The 17560-nt window shown below is 66.2% G+C and carries 21 protein-coding genes and 1 other RNA gene; 11 read left to right on the forward strand and 11 right to left on the reverse strand.

All coding sequences use genetic code 11. The features are described 5' to 3' along the window. Positions 1-49: 49 nt before the first annotated feature. The 8 genes from EPD80_RS00680 to EPD80_RS00715 all read right to left on the reverse strand — a co-directional run bounded on the left by EPD80_RS00680 (position 50) and on the right by EPD80_RS00715 (position 5993). The gene (locus EPD80_RS00680) at positions 50-964 is read right to left on the reverse strand and encodes a zinc-ribbon and DUF3426 domain-containing protein (protein WP_142804218.1); all 915 of its coding nucleotides are present in this window, start codon (positions 962-964) and stop codon (positions 50-52) included. Next, positions 961-1878, reverse strand: a complete 918-nt coding sequence (prmA, locus tag EPD80_RS00685; RefSeq protein ID WP_142808621.1) for a 50S ribosomal protein L11 methyltransferase — start codon at positions 1876-1878, stop codon at positions 961-963. The genes EPD80_RS00680 and prmA overlap by 4 nt, the downstream gene beginning before the upstream one ends. Continuing rightward, complete coding sequence (gene accC / locus EPD80_RS00690) at positions 1875-3254, reverse strand: acetyl-CoA carboxylase biotin carboxylase subunit (protein WP_142808623.1); 1380 nt, start codon at positions 3252-3254, stop codon at positions 1875-1877. Before accC ends, prmA begins: the two co-directional genes overlap by 4 nt. 14 nt (positions 3255-3268) lie before the next feature. Further along, a complete protein-coding gene (gene accB / locus EPD80_RS00695; RefSeq protein ID WP_142803547.1) occupies positions 3269-3736 on the reverse strand; it encodes an acetyl-CoA carboxylase biotin carboxyl carrier protein in 468 nt (155 codons plus the stop codon). A gap of 29 nt (positions 3737-3765) precedes the next feature. Further along, the gene (gene aroQ, locus EPD80_RS00700; protein ID WP_142808625.1) at positions 3766-4254 is read right to left on the reverse strand and encodes a type II 3-dehydroquinate dehydratase; all 489 of its coding nucleotides are present in this window, start codon (positions 4252-4254) and stop codon (positions 3766-3768) included. Between the two features lie 85 nt (positions 4255-4339). Further along, entirely contained in the window at positions 4340-4744 is a 405-nt protein-coding gene (locus EPD80_RS00705) for an outer membrane lipoprotein (RefSeq protein WP_142803545.1), read from the reverse strand. Positions 4745-4827: 83 nt separating this feature from the next. Beyond that, positions 4828-5379: a TlpA family protein disulfide reductase gene (locus tag EPD80_RS00710; protein WP_185957660.1), complete on the reverse strand. Its 552-nt coding sequence runs from the start codon at positions 5377-5379 to the stop codon at positions 4828-4830. A gap of 2 nt (positions 5380-5381) precedes the next feature. Then, the gene (locus EPD80_RS00715) at positions 5382-5993 is read right to left on the reverse strand and encodes a hypothetical protein (RefSeq protein WP_142803543.1); all 612 of its coding nucleotides are present in this window, start codon (positions 5991-5993) and stop codon (positions 5382-5384) included. A 75-nt stretch (positions 5994-6068) separates the two neighbouring features. On the opposite strand from EPD80_RS00715, the gene mpl reads away from it, so the two are divergent. The 3 genes from mpl (at position 6069) to EPD80_RS00730 (ending at position 9184) form a co-directional block, all read left to right on the forward strand. Beyond that, entirely contained in the window at positions 6069-7439 is a 1371-nt protein-coding gene (mpl, locus tag EPD80_RS00720; RefSeq protein ID WP_142808629.1) for a UDP-N-acetylmuramate:L-alanyl-gamma-D-glutamyl-meso-diaminopimelate ligase, read from the forward strand. After that, positions 7436-8068, forward strand: a complete 633-nt coding sequence (locus EPD80_RS00725; protein WP_142808631.1) for a DNA-3-methyladenine glycosylase family protein — start codon at positions 7436-7438, stop codon at positions 8066-8068. Before mpl ends, EPD80_RS00725 begins: the two co-directional genes overlap by 4 nt. 102 nt (positions 8069-8170) lie before the next feature. Continuing rightward, positions 8171-9184 (forward strand): hypothetical protein, encoded by a 1014-nt coding sequence (locus tag EPD80_RS00730; RefSeq protein ID WP_142808633.1) that lies wholly within the window; start codon positions 8171-8173, stop codon positions 9182-9184. 1 nt (position 9185) lies between these two features. Here EPD80_RS00730 and EPD80_RS00735 read toward each other — a convergent pair whose 3' ends face one another. From EPD80_RS00735 to EPD80_RS00745, 3 genes are read right to left on the reverse strand one after another with little or no spacing between them, the layout of a single operon-like run. After that, entirely contained in the window at positions 9186-9848 is a 663-nt protein-coding gene (locus EPD80_RS00735) for a BON domain-containing protein (RefSeq protein WP_142808635.1), read from the reverse strand. Then, on the reverse strand, positions 9845-10396 hold the full coding sequence (locus EPD80_RS00740; protein ID WP_142808637.1) for a hypothetical protein: 552 nt from the start codon (positions 10394-10396) through the stop codon (positions 9845-9847). The genes EPD80_RS00735 and EPD80_RS00740 overlap by 4 nt, the downstream gene beginning before the upstream one ends. Before the next feature lie 26 nt (positions 10397-10422). Then, positions 10423-10836 (reverse strand): YraN family protein, encoded by a 414-nt coding sequence (locus EPD80_RS00745; protein ID WP_142808639.1) that lies wholly within the window; start codon positions 10834-10836, stop codon positions 10423-10425. Between the two features lie 11 nt (positions 10837-10847). On the opposite strand from EPD80_RS00745, the gene rsmI reads away from it, so the two are divergent. From rsmI to EPD80_RS00790, 8 genes are all read left to right on the forward strand, one after another. Further along, positions 10848-11732 carry a 16S rRNA (cytidine(1402)-2'-O)-methyltransferase gene (gene rsmI, locus EPD80_RS00750; RefSeq protein WP_185957661.1) on the forward strand — a complete coding sequence of 295 codons (885 nt, stop codon included), beginning with the start codon at positions 10848-10850 and terminating at the stop codon, positions 11730-11732. Positions 11733-11752: 20 nt separating this feature from the next. Next, a complete protein-coding gene (gene pyrC, locus EPD80_RS00755; protein ID WP_142808641.1) occupies positions 11753-12799 on the forward strand; it encodes a dihydroorotase in 1047 nt (348 codons plus the stop codon). A 10-nt stretch (positions 12800-12809) separates the two neighbouring features. Then, positions 12810-13229 carry a hypothetical protein gene (locus tag EPD80_RS00760; protein ID WP_142808643.1) on the forward strand — a complete coding sequence of 140 codons (420 nt, stop codon included), beginning with the start codon at positions 12810-12812 and terminating at the stop codon, positions 13227-13229. Positions 13230-13412: 183 nt separating this feature from the next. Further along, positions 13413-13815: RNase P RNA component class A (rnpB, locus tag EPD80_RS00770), an RNA gene on the forward strand. A gap of 383 nt (positions 13816-14198) precedes the next feature. Next, positions 14199-14642 carry a division/cell wall cluster transcriptional repressor MraZ gene (mraZ, locus tag EPD80_RS00775; RefSeq protein ID WP_142803534.1) on the forward strand — a complete coding sequence of 148 codons (444 nt, stop codon included), beginning with the start codon at positions 14199-14201 and terminating at the stop codon, positions 14640-14642. After that, the gene (rsmH, locus tag EPD80_RS00780; RefSeq protein ID WP_142803533.1) at positions 14639-15562 is read left to right on the forward strand and encodes a 16S rRNA (cytosine(1402)-N(4))-methyltransferase RsmH; all 924 of its coding nucleotides are present in this window, start codon (positions 14639-14641) and stop codon (positions 15560-15562) included. The genes mraZ and rsmH overlap by 4 nt, the downstream gene beginning before the upstream one ends. After that, positions 15559-15819 carry a cell division protein FtsL gene (ftsL, locus tag EPD80_RS00785; protein WP_142803532.1) on the forward strand — a complete coding sequence of 87 codons (261 nt, stop codon included), beginning with the start codon at positions 15559-15561 and terminating at the stop codon, positions 15817-15819. The genes rsmH and ftsL overlap by 4 nt, the downstream gene beginning before the upstream one ends. Positions 15820-15821: 2 nt before the next feature. Beyond that, positions 15822-17552 carry a peptidoglycan D,D-transpeptidase FtsI family protein gene (locus tag EPD80_RS00790; protein WP_221928754.1) on the forward strand — a complete coding sequence of 577 codons (1731 nt, stop codon included), beginning with the start codon at positions 15822-15824 and terminating at the stop codon, positions 17550-17552. The last annotated feature ends 8 nt before the right edge of the window (positions 17553-17560 follow it).

Here is a 17560-nt window from a genome sequence, read left to right on the forward strand (position 1 = left end):
GAAGCGCGCCGCGATGCAGTCCCGTGGCAGAACTGATTCGCGGCGGCTTTCAACCTTGGATCAGTTTGAGTTCGTAGCCGACGATGCCGGCTTCGAAGGTCTCCAGCGCGAGGGTGCGCTCGATCCGTTCGTTCGGGGGGAAGTAGGGTTTTTCGGCTCCCCATTCCGAGGGGAGGATGTGTCGACGCACGAGTACTCGGCCGGTCGCGTCTTTCAGGGTGAGTTCCAGGGTGGGCCAGGGCGTGGGATGGGACGCCCGGTTTCGCAGCGTGAAGCCGAGGGTCCAGCGGCCCGGGGCTGATTCGCGGATCAGTTCCGAGTGTTCGATGACGAGTGTTCGAGTGTCGAGGGGGGGGGTGACGGTGCACCCCAGTTCTTGGCAGACGCGCTCCCAGTAGGCGAAGGTCAGGGGAAAGCGTTGGATCCATTCTTGGCGCCAGAGGTAGGCAACCTGCCCTAGTGCCAAGAGCAGGAGCAGGAGCGTGGCGAACACGGCAAGGGGGGAGACGTGCCGTGATTCTCGTTCGAAGGGGAAGGTGGTGGGCACGAGTGGCGGTTCGCGCAGGAGGGGCTCGTCCGAAAACGTGTGATCTTCCCGCGTTGCCCTTGCGGCATCGTTGGCCTTGGGGGTGATTTCGTCACGCGACTGTTGGGGCGCCGAAGGCTGCCCGAGCGCCGGCTCCGCCCTCGTGGGGCTGAACACGGTCGGCCGATCGAGTTCGGGCAGAGAGAGGTCGGGTGTGGGGGGCGCCGGGGTATGTAGCAAGCGATCGAAATCGAGCCGCTGAGAGGATCCTTCCGCAGCAGAGGCCGCATCGGGCACGTCGAGCGCGTGCTTCTTGGTGTCGAAGGGTTCGAAACAGTGACCGCAGCGCGCCCAGCCTTGGGCTCGTTCGAGCTTGGCCGGATCGATCCGGAAGACCGTTCGGCAGTGGGGGCAGCGGACACGGAGGAGGGACGTCATACGGGACGGATGCCTTCGAGACGGATCCAGCCTTCGTCTTCGTCGCCCAGACTGAGGGCGATCCAGGGAGCGTAGGCGGACACGACTTCCCGGGCCTGTTCCAGGAGGATGCCAGACAGGGCGAGTTCCCCGCCGGGGCGGACGGCCCGGGCGATGATCGGCGCAAGGACACACAGCGGTTTGGTGAGGATGTTGGCCACGACCCGGTCGAAGGGGCCGGGCGGCAGATCACGCGCGTGGTACAACTCCAGCGCAACGCCGTTGCGTTCGGCATTGTAGCGGGCGGCCTCGAGCGCCTTGTCGTCGATGTCGACGCCGACCACCCGCGCCGCGCCCAGTTTGGCCGCGGCGATGGCGAGGATGCCGGAGCCGCAGCCATAGTCGAGCACCGTGTCGCCCGGGCGCACGTGGTCGAGCAGCCAGCGCAGGCACAGGCGGGTGGTCGGGTGGGAGCCGGTGCCGAAAGCGAGCCCGGGGTCGAGGGTGAGGGTGATGGCCGAGGGATCGGGCGGTTCGTGCCAAGAGGGAACGATCCACAGCCGCCCGTCGATGGAGATGGGATCGAATTGGCTCTGGGTGAGCCGTACCCAGTCGGCGTCGGCGAGCAATTCCACCTGGGGGTCGGGTAGCTCGGAGAGCCCGATGCCGATGCTGCGTGCGGCGGCGGCGAGGCCGGCGCGCCAGTCGGTGTCGATCTCGAAGAGCGCGAGTATCACCGAGCGATCCCACAGCCGTTCGGGGTGGAGCCCCGGTTCGCCGAACTGCGGGCGTTCCTCTGGCGTGCCGGCGTCCGCGTCTTCGATCCCGACCGAGATCGCTCCATGGGTGAGCAAGGCTTCCGAGAGCCGCTCGGCGAGCTCGGCGGGGGCGACGAGCCGGAGGTTACACCAGCGTGGCCGCTCCTGAGGGGTCATCGGCTGCGCTCCAGTGCCGTACGCCGCGCTTCGAGCCATTGCTCGAGGTAGTGGATGGAGAGGCCGCCTTCGTGGAAGGGGCCATCGTTCATCAGTTCGAAGTGCAGCGCGGCGTTGGTGTGGATGCCGTCGATGACCAGCTCCTGCAGGGCGCCGCGCATCTTGGCGATGGCCGCTTCACGGGTGTCGGCGTGCGCAATCAGCTTGCCGATGAGGGAGTCGTAGTGCGACGGGACGCGATAGCCGGTATAGACGTGCGAATCGACCCGCACGCCCGGGCCGCCCGGTGGATGCCAGTGGGTGATGAGCCCGGGGCTGGGGGTGAATCTGTAGGGGTCTTCGGCGTTGATGCGGCATTCGATGGCGTGGCCGTGCAGGGTGATGTCTTTCTGGCGGAACCAGAGTTTTTCGCCGGCGGCCACCCGGATCTGCGCCTGCACCAGGTCGATGCCGGTGATCATCTCGGTGACGGGGTGCTCGACCTGGATGCGGGTGTTCATCTCGATGAAGTAGAACTCGCCGTTCTCGTAAAGGAATTCGAAGGTGCCGGCTCCGCGGTAACCAATGCGTCGACAGGCTTCGACGCAGCGCTCGCCGAGGGTGGCGATCTTCTTGCGCTCGATCCCGGGCGCGGGCGCTTCTTCGAGGATTTTCTGGTGGCGGCGCTGCATGGAGCAGTCGCGCTCGCCCAGCCAAACGGCGTGACCGTATTCGTCGGCGAGTACCTGAATCTCGATGTGGCGCGGGCGTTCGAGGTATTTCTCGAGATAGACGGTGGGATTGCCGAAAGCTGCTTGCGCTTCGGTGCGCGTCATGGCCACGGCGTTGAGGAGCGCCGCTTCGGTGTGTACCACGCGCATGCCGCGTCCGCCGCCGCCGCCGGCCGCTTTGATGATGACGGGGTAACCGACGCGCCGTGCGAGCGCAAGGATGGTATCGGGGTCTTCCGGGAGCGCCCCATCGGAGCCGGGCACACAGGGCACGCCGGCTTCTTTCATCGCCGCCTTGGCGCTCACCTTGTCGCCCATGAGGCGGATGGTCTCGGGCCGGGGGCCGATGAAGACGAATCCGGAGGCTTCGACCCGTTGGGCGAAGTCGGCGTTCTCCGAGAGAAAACCGTAGCCAGGGTGGATCGCTTCGGCGTCGGTGACTTCGGCCGCGGCGATGATGGCCGGAATGTTGAGATAGCTTTGGCTCGAGGAGGCCGGGCCGATGCAGACGGATTCGTCGGCGAGCAGCACGTTCTTGGCTTCGCGGTCGGCCTCGGAGTGCACGGCCACGGTGCGGATCCCTAGCTCGCGGCAGGCGCGCAGGATGCGCAGCGCGATCTCGCCACGGTTGGCGATCAGCACTTTCTTGAAAGGGGGGGCTTGCATCGGGGCGAGCTCCTTCAGGAGATCACGAAGAGCGGCTGACCATATTCGACGGGCTCACCGTTTTCCACCAGGATGGCGGTGACGGTCCCGGCTACGTCGGATTCGATCTCGTTCATGAGTTTCATCGCTTCGATGATGCACAGCCGGTCGCCCGGCTTGACCTTGCTGCCCACCTCGACGAAGGGTGCCGCGGTAGGAGAGGGGGCGCGGTAGAAAGTTCCGACCATGGGGGATTTGACGATGTGCCCCGCGGGGAGTGTCGATTCGGCAGAAGGGGCCGGCTCGGTGGGGGCGGCGACGGCCTGCGGGGCCACTGGTACAGGGGAGGCGACGACCGTAGGGCCGGCAGGCGCGGGCATGGTGAAATTGGTGGGCGGATGCTTGGCGATGCGTACCTTTTCTTCGCCTTCGGTGATTTCGAGTTCGGCAATGCCCGATTCTTGTACGAGGTCGATGAGTTTCTTGATTTTGCGCAGGTCCATGGAGTTTCCGCGTCGAAGAGGTTGAGGGATCAATTGGAGGGGATCAAGGCACGCAGGGCGTATTCGAGCGCCGCTTCGTAACCGTACGCGCCCAGGCCGCAGATGACGCCAACGGCCCGATCGGAAAGGTAGGAGTGGTGTCTGAAGGGTTCCCGTGCGTGGATGTTGGAGAGGTGCACTTCGATGAATGGAATGCTCACGGCGGCGAGCGCATCGCGTAGCGCCACACTGGTGTGGGTGTAGGCGCCGGGGTTGATGAGGATGAAGTCTACGCCTTCTTCCATGGCCGCCTGGATGCGATCGACGAGCTCGCCTTCGTGGTTGCTCTGGAAGGATTCGAGACGGACGCCGGCGGCTTGCGCCCGCGCTTCGAGCCGAGCGTGGATGTCGGAGAGCGTGGTGCGCCCATAGATTTCGGGCTCGCGCACGCCGAGCAGGTTGAGATTGGGGCCGTGAAGCACCAGGATGCGCAAAGCAGCGGGTTCACCGGCGTTGGCGGTGTGAGCGGCGTCGTCCATCGTGCCTGTCCTGGTTTTCGTGGTCGAAACCCGAAGTTTGCCGCAAATCGACGGCAAAATCTACCAGTAGGCACGAATGGGAAGATCAATCGGGGACGAGTGCGCCGTTGATGATGCGTACCCGCTGACCTTTGCTCACGCTGGGCGGCGTCTCGGTGCGCACCGAGCGATATGTCCCGTCGTCCATGCGCACGACGACTTCGTATTCTTCATCGGCACGGAGACGGCGTTCGATCTCGCGACCCGCGAGGGCTCCACCGACCACGCCGACGACGGTGGCGGCGGTCTTGCCGGAACCAGAGCCGATTTGGCTGCCGAGTAGGCCGCCAGCCACTCCGCCACCGATTGCGCCGAGCACTCCGGGGGAGTCCCGTTTGATGATGTGGATGGAGTCGACCACGCCGCACTCGGAGCAGACGGGCTGGGCATGCACCCAAGGGGTGAGCATGAGCAGGACCAGTGTGGTGAGCAGGGTGCGCAAGATTTTCATGATTTTGCTCCGATCAGGGAAAGATCGATTTTCATCTTAGCACCGATCGCGGGCGAATGCGTTGGCAGGAGGCGACTCGTGGACTACTGCGCGGTGCGGCTCCAGCGCTCGAGCGTGGCGTGGGTCACGGGGCCGACATGGGAGGCGATTCTTTCGTTCCGGGGGCCGATCACGAGGGTGAAAGGCAGGGCGCGGTGGGGGTTGCCGAGTTCCGCAGTGAGATCGAGGAGCGTCGGTGGGGCGAGCAGTATGGGGTAGGGCAGCGGGGTGTGGGCGAGAAAGCGTCGGAGGGCGGTTTCTTCGTCGAGGGCGACGCCCAGGAACTGGATTTCAGGCCAGGTGCGGCTGGCAGCGGCGAGCAGCGGCAGCTCGGTACGGCAGGGGGGGCACCAGGTGGCCCAGAAATTGATCACGCGCACGCCTTCTGGCCAGTGTTCGGCGATACGTCGGGGCGGCCCTTCGGGGTCTCGCAATTCGGTCTGAAGCAGGCGCGTGAGCGCGGCGTCTGCCGCCGGGTTGCTCCGGGGTCGAGTGAGCCACCAGAGCGTTCCGCCCAGACCCAGCGCCGCCACCGCGGCGAGCATGCCTCGGCGCCAGCGGGAGGGAGAGGGTTCGTCGTCCCTGGAACAGGGCATGGTCATGAAGCGGCAGGGGTGAGCGAGCCAGGAGGTTCGAGCAGGGCGAGCACGGCGGGTAGCCTCGCCCGGTGTTCGCTGCGCTTGAGGTTACGCTCGCTCGCCAGAGGCCATACGCGCAGGCTCACCGGGACGCCGTGCCAGTCGAACTCGAAGATCGTCTCGGGTTCTTTGGCGCCACCGGCGCGCGGGGTATGGACGTCGAAACGCAGCCAGGGGTGGTTGAGCAGGAAGATCTCGACCTCCTTGGCGCTCTCGGCGTAGAGGTCGATGTCGACGACCGACAACGGCCCGGCGGTGCCCTCGAGGACGTGGCCCACGAGGTAAGTGCTCCAGGGCTCGAGCCAGCGCATCACCTCCACGGCGGTCTGGCGCATGCGCTCGAGCCGCTCGGCGTCGTCCTCGTCCTGGTATTCGGCGGCGCGGCGCGCGAGCGCGGCTTCGATCGCTTCGTTGGTCGGCAGCATGGTGCGCGGCGACAACCCGAGCTGCTTGACGGCCTTGCGCTTGGCGAGCGCATAGTCGCGAATGCCTTCGTCGTAGATGAGCCGCGCGGCGAGCTCGGCGATCTCTTCGCGGGCGTCGAGCGATTCGAAGGTACGATTGGTGGGCATCGGGTGTTCCACGGGTTGTGCGGGATCGTGGGGCATTTTACCATCGACGTTTTTCCGAGCAGGATGAAACGAGCGATGCGTATCCATGTGTTGGGGATCGGAGGCACCTTCATGGGCAGCCTCGCGCTTTTGGCGCGGCAGGCCGGGCACGAGGTCAGTGGCTGTGATGCGAACGTGTATCCGCCCATGTCCGAGCTGCTCGAGGCCGAGGGGATCGATTGGATCGAGGGATACGAGGCGGGGCAGGCGAATCTGCCCGTGGAGGTGTTCGTGGTGGGCAATGCCATCTCGCGGGGCAATCCTCTGCTCGAGGAGATCCTCGACCGGGGTCTGCCCTACGTCTCCGGGCCGCAGTGGCTGGCCGAGCAGATTTTGCCTGGGCGCTGGACGCTGGCGGTGGCAGGAACGCACGGCAAGACGACCACGAGTTCGATGCTCGCTTGGATCCTCGAGGCGAACGGGCTCGCGCCGGGTTTTCTCATCGGGGGAGTGCCGGGAAATTTCGCGCGTTCGTCGCAGCTGGGGGCGGGGCCGTTTTTCGTGATCGAGGCCGACGAGTACGACACGGCCTTCTGCGACAAGCGGGCGAAGTTCGTGCACTATCGGCCGCGCACGGCGATTCTCAACAACCTGGAGTTCGATCACGCGGACATCTACCCCGATCTGGCGGCGATCGAGACGCAATTCCATCATCTGGTCCGCACGATGCCGCGCTCGGGGCGCATCGTGGCGCTCGCCGGCGAACCGGCACTCGAACGGGTGCTCGACCGCGGCTGCTGGTCGCAGGTGGAGCGCTTCGGCCCGACGCCGGGCGCGGAGGCGGAATGGACGGTGGCGGTCGCGGAAGACGGCGCTTCGGCCGAGTTTTTCTGCGAGGGGCGCCCGCTGGGCGGAATCACGCTGCCGGTACCGGGGCGGCACAACGCGCTCGATGCGCTCGCGGCGCTCGCCGCGGCGCGCCACGTCGGGGTGCGCCCGCAGGATGGGCTCGCGGCACTGGCCGAATTCCGCGGCGTGCGTCGGCGGCTGGAGCAGCGCGGGGTCGTGGCAGGCGTGGCGGTCTATGATGATTTCGCCCATCATCCCACGGCGATCCGCGAGACGATCGCCGCGCTGCGTCCGCGCGTGTCGGGGCGTTTGCTCGCGGTGTTCGAGCCGCGCTCGAACACGATGAAACTGGGCGTGATGCGCGCGGCTTTGCCCGAGGCGCTCGCCGGCGCGGATCTCGTGCACTGCTACGCCAAAGGGTTGAGCTGGGACGCCCGCGAGACCCTGGCGCCACTCGGCGAACGGGTGACGGTGGGTGAGGAGATCGAGGCGTTCGTGGCCGGGATCGTGGCGCAGGCGCGCCCGGGCGATGCCATCCTCGTGATGAGCAACGGTGGATTCGAGGGCATCCACGAGCGGCTGCTCACGGCGCTCGCCGCGCGCGAGGGAGCATCATGAGCGAAGAGGCGATGGTCCCTGCATGGTGGGAAGAATCCTGCGCGGCGCTCGTGACCCTTGATGATCGGCTCGAGCCTTTGATCCTGCAGGCGAGGCCGCCGGCCGTGACGCCCTCGGGCGACGCGTTCGCCACGCTCGCCCGGGCGATCGTCGGGCAGCAGCTGTCGGTGAAAGCAGCGCGTCGGGTATGGGAACGATTGGAGGAGGGTTTGGGATCGGTCTCGCCGCAGACCGTGCTCCAGGCGGGGGCGGCGCGCCTGCGTGAAGCGGGTCTATCCGGCGCCAAGGCGTCCTGGCTCGTCGACCTGGCGGAGCATTTTGCCGTCGGGCGGCTCGATCCCCGGTGCTGGCAGGAGATGGACGACGAGGCGATCGTGCGCACACTGATCGCCGTGCGCGGGATAGGGCGGTGGACGGCGGAGATGTTCCTCATTTTCCACTTGTGGCGGCCGGACGTGTGGCCCATCGATGACCTGGGGCTGCGCCGGGCGCTCGTGCGCCATGCGGGTCTGCCGGAGAAATCTCCGCGGCGGGTGTGGCTCGAAGCCGGCGAGCGCTGGCGCCCATGGCGAACGGCGGCGACGTGGATCCTCTGGCGCAGCCTGGAGGCGTCGCCGGTGATCTATTGAACCTTGATCAGCTGTTCGACAGCAATTCTTAACACTTTATTTTCTCAAGTTTTTTCTCCTGCCGCCGTAAACACTCCGGTCCAGATCGACGGTAGGGAATCCATGAAAATCTCGTCCTCTCAGCTGATGCTGCAGGCGCAGTCCTCATCCTTGCAGCGTCAGGAAGTGGCAGTGCGTTTGTCGTGGCGCGACCGTCCTGGGCCGCAAGAAGGGGGGACGAGGACGGCGTCGCCCGCGCCCGCGTCGCCCTCGGCAACGGCGCAGTCGACCCAGCTCGCACCGACGGACGAAGAGGCACGCACGCTCACCCCGGGTTTGCAGCTGTTGAAACGGCTGCTCGAGCGGGTCTTGGGGCGGTCGATCGATCTAGTCGATCTTCGCCAAATCGAGACGCCGGAGGCGACGGCGGTGCCGAAGCAGGCACCTGCGCAGTTGCCGGGGGAATCGAGCGCGGCTGCGGCGGCCGGCGGTTTGGGCGGGACGCTGACGGTGCGTACCCTGGCGGTGGAGCACCTGTCTTTTTCGGCGAGCGGTCGCGTGCAGACGACCGACGGGCGCAGCATCGAGTTTTCGCTGGGTTTTGCACTCACGCGCGCCACCGCATCCGAAGTGCAGGCGGTGTTCGGGTCGGCAGTGCAGGATCCGTTGGTGCTCGATTTTGCCGGCACGGGGGCGGAATTGCGCGACATCGGTTTTCGCTTCGACCTACGCGGTGACGGTTCTGAGACGACGCTGCCGCTACCGACGGTTGGCAAGGGATTCCTCGTGTTCGACCGCAACGGCAATGGCCGCGTCGATGACGGGCGGGAACTCTTCGGTCCGAGCACCGGCGACGGCTTCGGCGAACTCGCGGCGCTCGATGCCGACGGTAACGGCTGGATCGACGAGAACGACCCGGCGTGGTCGCAGCTCTACGTGTGGCATCCGTATCGCCGCGACGTCTTGATCGCGCTGCCGGAGGCCGACGTCGGGGCGATCGGCCTGGCGCGGGCGGCAACGCCCCTGACGGTGACCGACGAGGGCGGGCAGGCCCTGGGAGCGCTGCGCAGCACCGGGATCTATCTGCGCGAGTCGGGCAGCGTCGGCACCATCTCGCACCTCGACGTGAAAGCCTGAATCAGGGGCCGTTCTTGGGTGGCGCCTTGGGCTCGGCGCCTTGCCGATCGAGCCGGCGGGCTTCTTCTTCGGGAATGTACTCGAAGACGCGCACGACCTTGCGCACGCCGCTGGTGGTGCGGGCGATCTGGGCGGCGGCGTCGGCTTCGCGCCGCGTCACCAACCCCATGAGATAGACGACGCCGTTCTCGGTGACCACTTTGACGTGATTGGGGGCAAAGGCGCCTTTGCTCTGGTTGACGAAGCGGGCCTTGACCTGTGCCGTGATGTTGGCGTCGTTCATGCGTGAGCCGAGCGAGCTGGGGCTGGCGATCTGGATTTCGTTGACCACGTCGCGCACGTTCTCTGTTTCACGCGCGAGCCGTTCGGCCAGTGCCCGGTCTTCCTCGCGCGGGGCTTCGCCAGTGAGCAGCACGATGCGGTTATAGGAGGTGACGTCGATGTGGACGCGATCACCCAGCTGCCGGGCGATTTTGTCGCTGACCTTCCATTCGATTCCTTCGTCGTCGACGATCGCGCCGGTGGTGCGGCGGTCGGAGGCCACCGACGCGGTGACGGCGGCGCCGCCCGCCATGAGGGGAAAACAGCCGGAAAGCGGCAGGATCGTCGCGACGGCGAGCACGAGCAAGGCAAGGGTGGAGCGTCGTAGGGACGTGCGGGTCATGCGAAGTCTCCGAGAAGGACGGCGTCGAGGGCTTCGACGAGAAGATCGAGGGTGAAGAGCATGAGTTCCCCGTGGCGCGACGGCGGAAGTTCGGGCAGTTCCACGGGGACGTCGCCGCCGGCGAGCCCGTCGAACCATGTACCGTCGACGTCGGTACCGAGCGCGACCAGCGCGATCCCGTTTTCGTGGGCGGCGCTGCGTAGCGCCGTGGCGGTCGGACTCGGGCGGGCGAAGAGCAGCACGAGCGCATCGCCCGGCTGTGCCAGCGCCGTGAACGGACGCAGCGCCGCTTCTCCTTCGCCTTCGAGGCGCAGCGCCGCCACCGGCGGGCGCTCGCGATCGAGCCCATGCCACAGGCGATGGAGAAACAGCTCGGCGAGCGCCCGTTCCGGACCACCCGCCCAGACGAGAATGCGACCGCTCTGCAGCAGGCTTTGGGCCAAGATCTCGGCGGCCGCCGCGCACGGGGCGGCGAGCGCCGGGGCCGTCTCCTGCAAGAGGGCGGACTGGAAGAGGAAAGGCTCGGTGAGGTGTTCGATGAGATCCATCGATTTAGTCTAACATGAGGCATCGCTCACCAGGTTGCGCCGAGATCGAACGCCCCTTGGATCCATTGGGGAACCTGGGCCTCGCCGTCGAAGGCGAGCACGTCGAAGCGGCAGGGGCAGGCTGCATGGCGCCGCCCCACGGGACCGTTGAGCCAGTAGCGGGCGGCAGCGAGGATGCGCCGCTGCTTGGTGGGGGTGACGCTCTCGGCGGCGCTGCCGAAGTGATTGCGCCGGCGGTGGCGGACTTCGAAGAAAACGAGCGTGCCTTCGTGTAGCCCAATGAGGTCGATCTCGCCGCGGCGGCTAGCGGCGTTGCGTGCGAGCAGACGCACGCCCTGGCGTTCGAGCCAGGCGGCGGCGAGCGCCTCGTACTCGGTGCCGACGATGCGGGCGCTTGTGGCGGCGAGGGAGTTTGGCGCAGAATCGGGTTTTTGCGTCATGGGCGGAGGCGATGGATCCGGAAGGAATGGCGGAAGGCGTATGGCGCCGGGCCGAACCGGCCCTCTATGTGGTGGCCACCCCCTTGGGGAATCTGGCCGACCTGAGCCCGCGCGCCCGCGCGGTGCTCGCCGGGGTCGATTGTATCGCGGCCGAGGACACGCGCCACAGCCAGAGATTGCTCGATGCCTGGGGCATCCGCACGCCGATGATGCCGGCGCACGAGCACAACGAGCAGGCCGCCGCGCAGGCGATCGTGGCGCGACTGGCGCGCGGCGAGCACATGGCGCTGATTTCCGATGCGGGCACGCCCGGCATCTGCGATCCAGGCGCGCGCATCGTCGCCGCCGTTCGCGCGGCCGGATTCCCGGTGGTGCCGGTGCCGGGGCCCAGCGCCGTGACCGCGGCGCTATCGGTGGCGGGATTCGTCGAACCGGGGTTTCGCTTCCTCGGATTTTTGCCACCGAAGCAGGCGGCGCGGCGTAAACTCCTGGCTTCACTCGCGGCCGAGGAAGTGCCGGTGGTGTGCTATGAAGCACCGCACCGCGTGTGCGAGAGCGTGGCCGACATGCTGGAGGTGCTGGGCGGGGCGCGCGAGCTCTTCCTCGCGCGCGAGCTCACCAAGCGCTTCGAGGAGACGGTGCGCTTGCCGCTCGCGCAGATGCTCGCTTGGCTCGAGGAGCGCGCCGAGCGTACGCGCGGTGAGTTCGTCCTTATCCTGGGGCCGGGCGATGCGCATGCCGTGCGCGAGGAAACGGGGCGGCGGGTGCTCGCGCGCCTGACCGGGGTCGGAGTGCCGTTCGGAGAGGCGGTGCGGCTGGCGGCGGAATTGACCGGCGCCTCCAAGAACCGGCTCTACGCCCAGGGGCTCGCCGCAGGGCAGGAAGAAGACGAATGAGGGTCTGTGAAGGAGAAGGAATGGATCGGATCGAATTATTGCGACCCGCCGATTGGCATCTGCACGTGAGGCAGGGCGCGGCGATGCGCGCGGTGGTGCCGGCGAGCGCGGCAGTCTTCGCCCAGGCGCTTATCATGCCCAACCTCAAGCCGCCGGTGACGACGACCGCGGCGGCGCTCGCCTATCGCGAGGACATCCTGGCGGCGGCGCGCGCGGCCGGGGGAAGGGCGGCCGACTTCGTGCCGTGGATGACGCTCTATCTCACCGAGGCGATGCCGCCGCAGGAGATCGACCGCGCCGCCGCGAGCGGTGTCGTGCTCGCGGCCAAGCTCTATCCGGCCGGGGCGACCACGAACTCCGATGCGGGCGTGCGCCACCTCGAACGGATCCATCCCGTGCTCGAGCGGATGCAGGAACGCGGCCTGGTGCTGTGCGTGCATGGCGAAGTGGTCGATCCCGAGGTGGATATCTTCGATCGCGAGGCGGTGTTCGTCGAGCGGGTGCTCGCGCCGCTGGTGGCGCGTTTCCCCGGCTTGAAAATCGTACTGGAGCACGTGACGACCGCCGAAGGCGTGGCCTTCGTGCGCGAGGCGCCGGACACGGTGGCCGCCACCCTCACCGCGCATCATCTGCGCTACGAGCGCAATGCCATGCTCGCCGGCGGCATCCGGCCGCATTTCTACTGCCTGCCGATCCTCAAGCGCGAGCGCCACCGCCGGGCCCTGGTGGAAGCGGCTACGAGCGGTTCGCCGAAATTTTTCCTTGGCACCGACTCGGCGCCGCACCCGCGCGGAGCGAAGGAATCGGCCTGCGGCTGCGCCGGCTGCTACACCGCGCCGCTCGCGCTGCCGCTCTACGCCGAGGTGTTCGAGGCGGCCGGCGCCCTGGATCGACTCGAAGGGTTCGCCTCGCGCTTCGGTGCGCGGTTCTACGGCGTGCCGGAGCCTACCGAGCGCATCGCCTTGGTGCGCCGGCCGTGGGCGGTGCCGGCAGCAGTGCCCTTGGGCGAGGCTGAGGAGGTGGTGCCCCTGCGCGCCGGCGAGACGATGGGCTGGATGGTGGAATGAGGAGAGGGTGATGCGCTGGAGGAGAGGGGCGATCGTGGCGCTATGCGCCTTGGGCTTGGCTGCTTGCGAGGATGCGGCGATCGGCTACCGCATCGCGGGGATGAATCACGCTCTGGTGCTCGAGCGCCAGCAGCCCTTCCCCTGGAGCGAGGTGAAACAGGCGGTGGTCGTCTCGCGTCTGCCACAATGTCAGCGAAAGTATCCGATCGCACCCGATCGCGCCGAGATGACGCCGATGAAGGTCTATGAGGCGGGAGACCTGCTGTGGGCGCTCGAACAAGGGGACCACTGGTACCTCGCGTCGACCGAAGATTGTCGCCTGCAACCGTGGGACAAACCCGATCCGCAGGCGCTGGGGACTCTGGTCGGGACGTTTCGTCACCGCGACGGCGTTCTCGTCTTCGAATCGGCGCTCAACCCTGCCTCATAGGGAGACGCTGAAGAAATGAGCGAGCGGGATGAAGCGCAAGGCGCACGGAGCGCAGCGACCGAGACATATCGAGTGGATAGGCGAGGGAGCGAGCACCGCGCAACGCAGCGATTCGCCCGCGCAGCCAATTATTCAGCGTCTCCATAGGGAACTTCGGCCGCGCCTTGCGGTATCATGCATTGGGAAGTCTGCCCGGCAGTCGCTGCGCGCCTTCGGGCGCGGAGAGGAAAGTCCGGGCTCCACAGAGCAGGATGCCGGCTAACGGCCGGGCGCCGTGAGGCGACGGAAAGTGCCACAGAGAACAGACCGCCGATGGCCCGCAAGGGATCAGGCAAGGGTGAAACGGTGGCCGGGGAGACCCGGCGCGGGGCCTCGGCCTCGCGGGTAAGAGCCCACCGCGTCTCCGGTAACGGAGGCGGCACGGTAAACCCCATCCGGAGCAAGGCCGAATAGGGGAGCGATGGCGTGGCTCGCGCCGCTCCCGGGTTGGCTGCTCGAGCCCGTCGGCAACGGCGGGCCTAGAGGAATGACTGCCCCGCATCACACGATGCGCGACAGAACCCGGCTTAAGCGGCGGACTTCCCTTTTTTACATTTTCTTACCTTTTCCCTCCTGTTGACGCACACGCGGCTCTTCCGTGGCCCGCATCCATGTCCGAATTTACATACAACTTATTGATTATTTGAGTTTTTTCTTCATTTTCCTCATCGCTCGGCCGTTTGCCGCGTTCTGCGACTCATCCTTTCGTGTGCAGTTGCCTGCCTAAAGCTGGGGCGGCTTTCGAGCGGCCGTCTTCGCGTCGTCCGGGGTTTCTCCTTTATCCGTCTGGGTTTTCTCTCGCTTTCGTTTTACTCCCTGTGCAGGCGGCGAGCAGGTTCGACCGATGCGCGAAGGGGTGTTTTTTCGCTGGCGTGGGATTTTGTGGGAAAAAGTGGCAAAATGTGGGTGTGATGATCAGAGGCAGCGGCGATGTTCCAGGGGGCAGTCACGCTCAGTCTCGATGCAAAAGGGCGAATCGTCATTCCGACGCGCTTTCGCGAGGCTTTGGCGCCCGAAGGTCGTCCTTTGGTGCTGACGGCGCACCCGCATAAATGCTTACTGGTCTACCCCGAGCCCGTGTGGACGCCCATCCGCGAACGCATCGTGGCTCTGCCGGGGCTCGATCCGCGCACTGCTGCTCTGAAGCGTCTCCTCGTGGGTTTCGCCCAGGAAGAGGCGCTCGATGCTTCTGGGCGTGTGTCCGTGGCCGCTTCGCTGCGTCAATGGGCCGGTTTGGAAAAAAACGCCTGGCTCGTCGGCCAGGGGACGCATTTCGAACTGTGGTCCGAGGCAGGGTGGCAGGCGCAGCAGGAAGCGATGCAGGCGCTGTCGGCCGAGGACTTGGCCGGAACCTTCGAGGGGTTGGTTCTGTGAGCGAGACACACGTTCCCGTGCTGCTCGAAGAAGCGCTCGAAGCACTCGCACCGCGCCCCAACGGCATCTATGTAGACGGCACTTTCGGGCGAGGGGGGCACGCACGGGCAATTTTGCAGCGTTTGGGCCCTCGAGGGCGGTTGATCGCCTTCGATCGCGACCCCGAAGCGATCGCCTTCGGGCGCAGTTGGAACGAGCCGCGGCTCACTCTGGTGCACGCGCCGTTTTCCCGCCTGGGGGAGGAGCTCGATGCTTTGCAAGTGTCCCGGGTCGACGGGATCTTGCTCGATCTGGGGGTTTCGTCGCCTCAGCTCGACGCGCCCGAGCGCGGCATGAGTTTCCGCTTCGATGCGCCGCTCGACATGCGCATGGATCCGACGAGTGGAGAGCCGGTGTCGAGTTGGCTCGCGCGAGCGAGTCGTGAAGAGATCAGGGAGGTGATACGCGATTATGGAGAAGAACGGTTTGCTGATGCGGTTGCAAAGACGATTGTTGCTGCGCGCGCAAGGGCGCCTATCGAGCGCACGGGACGACTTGCCGAACTCGTGGCGCAGGCGGTGCGCACGCGCGAGCCGGGGCAGCACCCCGCGACACGCACCTTCCAGGCTCTTCGGATTTTCGTCAATCGCGAGCTCGAAGAAATCTCGCTGACCCTGCCGCAGGCGATCGAACGCTTGAGTCCGGGGGGGCGCTTGGTGGTGATCAGTTTCCATTCGCTCGAAGACCGGATCGTGAAGCATTTCATGCGCGAGCATTCTTCCCCGCCGCCGCTGCCGCCTGGGCTGGCGGTGCGCGAGGCCGAGCGCCCGGTGCCGCCACTGCGGTGGGTGGTGCGCAAACTGCGCCCATCGGAAGCGGAATGTGCCCGTAACCGGCGTGCCCGCAGCGCCGTGATGCGGGTGGTGGAGCGGCGCTCATGACGCGCTTCGATGCGGTGCTCCTCGGGTTGGTGGTGGCGAGCAGCGTGATGCTGGTGCAGACCAAACACGAAGCGCGGCTGCTCTACCTGGCGCAGGAAAACCAAAACCGAAGGAGCATGCGCTTGGACGTGGAGTGGCGACAACTACAGATCGAGCGTGCCACTTTGGTGACTCAGGATCGGGTGCAGCGCCTGGCGCAGGAAAAATTGGGTCTGGCGCCGCCACGACCAGAGCAGATCATACCGTGGGAGCGATGAACATGGAGCAAAGATCGATCAATCCCCTGTTGGTCCTGGCGATACCGGTTTGGCGCCAGCGCATGGTCGTGTTCTCCCTCCTCTGTTTGTTCGCGATCTTGGTGCTGCGGGCAGCCTATCTGCAAGGAATACAGGACGAATTCCTGCAACAGCAGGGTGAGGCACGCTATGAGCGCCAGATCGAGGTGCCGGCGATGCGTGGGCGCGTGCTCGATCGCAACGGCCATATCCTCGCGGATTCTTCACCCGTGGCGAGCATCTGGGCCGACCCGGCCAAGGTGCGGCAGTGGTCGCATGAGGATTTGTCTCGTTTGGCTCGAATGCTGGGCATGAGCACCGACGAATTGGGGCGTCGGCTAGAGAAGGGCGGGCGACGATTCACCTATCTGCGGCGTCACTTGCCGCCTGACGAGGCAAGGCCCCTCATGAGTTGGCCGCAGGAGGGCGTGGGCGTCGTCGAAGAATACCTGCGATTCTATCCTCAGGGTGAGGCATTCGCCCAACTCGTCGGGCTCGTCGACGTCGACGGCCAGGGGATCGAGGGACTGGAGGCGAGTCTGAACTCCTCGCTGGCCGGTGAGTCGGGCAAACGCCTCGTCGTCCAGGATCGGCGCGGCCGAGTGGTACAGGACTCGGTCTGGGTGGAGAGGCCGCGCGATGGACGCGACGTGGTGCTTTCACTCGATGCGCGCATCCAGCACATCGCTTTCCGTGCCCTCGAGCAGGCCGTGGCCCGGCATCAGGCACGCGCCGGCGGGGCCGTGGTGATCGACGTGCGCACCGGCGAGATCCTGGCCCTTGCCAACTGGCCCAGTTACAATCCCAATCGTCGCACTGGGCTCGATCTGAGCGAGGTGCGTAATCGCGTCGTGACCGATCTCTATGAGCCGGGGTCGGTGATGAAACCCCTCCTGGTGGCTTTGGCGCTCGAGCGAGGCGTCGTAAAGCCCGAGACACCGATCGATATCCAGGGTGGTATCCTTCGCGTGGGTAACCACAGTATCCGGGACGTGCATGCGACGGAGCGCGCCCTGACCGTATCCCAGGTGATCCAGAAGTCGTCCAACGTCGGGGTGGCCAAGATCGCGCTCGGACTCGATCCGAAAGATCTCTGGCGTCATTACCGTGCTTTCGGCTTTGGTACCCGTCCCGATCTGCCGCTACCCGGTGTGGCTGCGGGTCGAATGCTTCCGCCCGATTCGCTCAAGCCCATCGAGGTGGCGACCATGGCCTATGGGCATGGCATCTCTACGTCACTTCTGCAGCTGGCCCACGCCTACCAGGCGATCGCCAATGATGGGGTGATGTTGCCCCTGACGCTGATGCGACGCGATGCTCCGCCGCCGATCGACGAGATGCGTCGGATCCTCTCGCCCAAGACGGCACGGCAGGTGAAGGCGATGATGGAGCTCGTCACTCAGCCCGGGGGAACGGCGACGCGAGCGGCGGTGAACGGTTATCGGACCGCAGGCAAGACCGGCACGGCCCATAAGTTGGAAAATGGCCGTTATGTGGAAAAATACCTGGCTTCCTTCGTTGGCTATGCCCCGGCTTCCCAGCCGAGGCTGGTGGTGGCGGTGATGATCGACGAGCCGAAAGCGAAATCCTATTATGGTGGCGCCGTGGCGGCGCCGGTGTTTGCCGAGATCGTCGGGCAGGTATTGCCCAGCCTCGGTGTGGCGCCGGACATGCCGGGTCCGACGGTGGCGGCTGCGCAGCGGCCGAGAGGTTGAAGAAGGTG

Source organism: Tepidiphilus olei (assembly GCF_006980705.1).
GTDB classification, from domain to species: Bacteria; Pseudomonadota; Gammaproteobacteria; order Burkholderiales; family Rhodocyclaceae; genus Tepidiphilus; species Tepidiphilus olei.

Coding starts and splice junctions, on each gene's coding strand:
- EPD80_RS00680 (WP_142804218.1), bottom strand. CDS start 964: ATGACGTCCCTCCTCCGTGTCCGCTGCCCCCACTGCCGAACGGTCTTC.
- prmA (WP_142808621.1), bottom strand. CDS start 1,878: ATGACCCCTCAGGAGCGGCCACGCTGGTGTAACCTCCGGCTCGTCGCC.
- accC (WP_142808623.1), bottom strand. CDS start 3,254: ATGCAAGCCCCCCCTTTCAAGAAAGTGCTGATCGCCAACCGTGGCGAG.
- accB (WP_142803547.1), bottom strand. CDS start 3,736: ATGGACCTGCGCAAAATCAAGAAACTCATCGACCTCGTACAAGAATCG.
- aroQ (WP_142808625.1), bottom strand. CDS start 4,254: ATGGACGACGCCGCTCACACCGCCAACGCCGGTGAACCCGCTGCTTTG.
- EPD80_RS00705 (WP_142803545.1), bottom strand. CDS start 4,744: ATGAAAATCTTGCGCACCCTGCTCACCACACTGGTCCTGCTCATGCTC.
- EPD80_RS00710 (WP_185957660.1), bottom strand. CDS start 5,379: ATGCCCTGTTCCAGGGACGACGAACCCTCTCCCTCCCGCTGGCGCCGA.
- EPD80_RS00715 (WP_142803543.1), bottom strand. CDS start 5,993: ATGCCCACCAATCGTACCTTCGAATCGCTCGACGCCCGCGAAGAGATC.
- mpl (WP_142808629.1), top strand. CDS start 6,069: ATGCGTATCCATGTGTTGGGGATCGGAGGCACCTTCATGGGCAGCCTC.
- EPD80_RS00725 (WP_142808631.1), top strand. CDS start 7,436: ATGAGCGAAGAGGCGATGGTCCCTGCATGGTGGGAAGAATCCTGCGCG.
- EPD80_RS00730 (WP_142808633.1), top strand. CDS start 8,171: ATGAAAATCTCGTCCTCTCAGCTGATGCTGCAGGCGCAGTCCTCATCC.
- EPD80_RS00735 (WP_142808635.1), bottom strand. CDS start 9,848: ATGACCCGCACGTCCCTACGACGCTCCACCCTTGCCTTGCTCGTGCTC.
- EPD80_RS00740 (WP_142808637.1), bottom strand. CDS start 10,396: ATGGATCTCATCGAACACCTCACCGAGCCTTTCCTCTTCCAGTCCGCC.
- EPD80_RS00745 (WP_142808639.1), bottom strand. CDS start 10,836: ATGACGCAAAAACCCGATTCTGCGCCAAACTCCCTCGCCGCCACAAGC.
- rsmI (WP_185957661.1), top strand. CDS start 10,848: ATGGATCCGGAAGGAATGGCGGAAGGCGTATGGCGCCGGGCCGAACCG.
- pyrC (WP_142808641.1), top strand. CDS start 11,753: ATGGATCGGATCGAATTATTGCGACCCGCCGATTGGCATCTGCACGTG.
- EPD80_RS00760 (WP_142808643.1), top strand. CDS start 12,810: ATGCGCTGGAGGAGAGGGGCGATCGTGGCGCTATGCGCCTTGGGCTTG.
- mraZ (WP_142803534.1), top strand. CDS start 14,199: ATGTTCCAGGGGGCAGTCACGCTCAGTCTCGATGCAAAAGGGCGAATC.
- ftsL (WP_142803532.1), top strand. CDS start 15,559: ATGACGCGCTTCGATGCGGTGCTCCTCGGGTTGGTGGTGGCGAGCAGC.
- EPD80_RS00790 (WP_221928754.1), top strand. CDS start 15,822: ATGGAGCAAAGATCGATCAATCCCCTGTTGGTCCTGGCGATACCGGTT.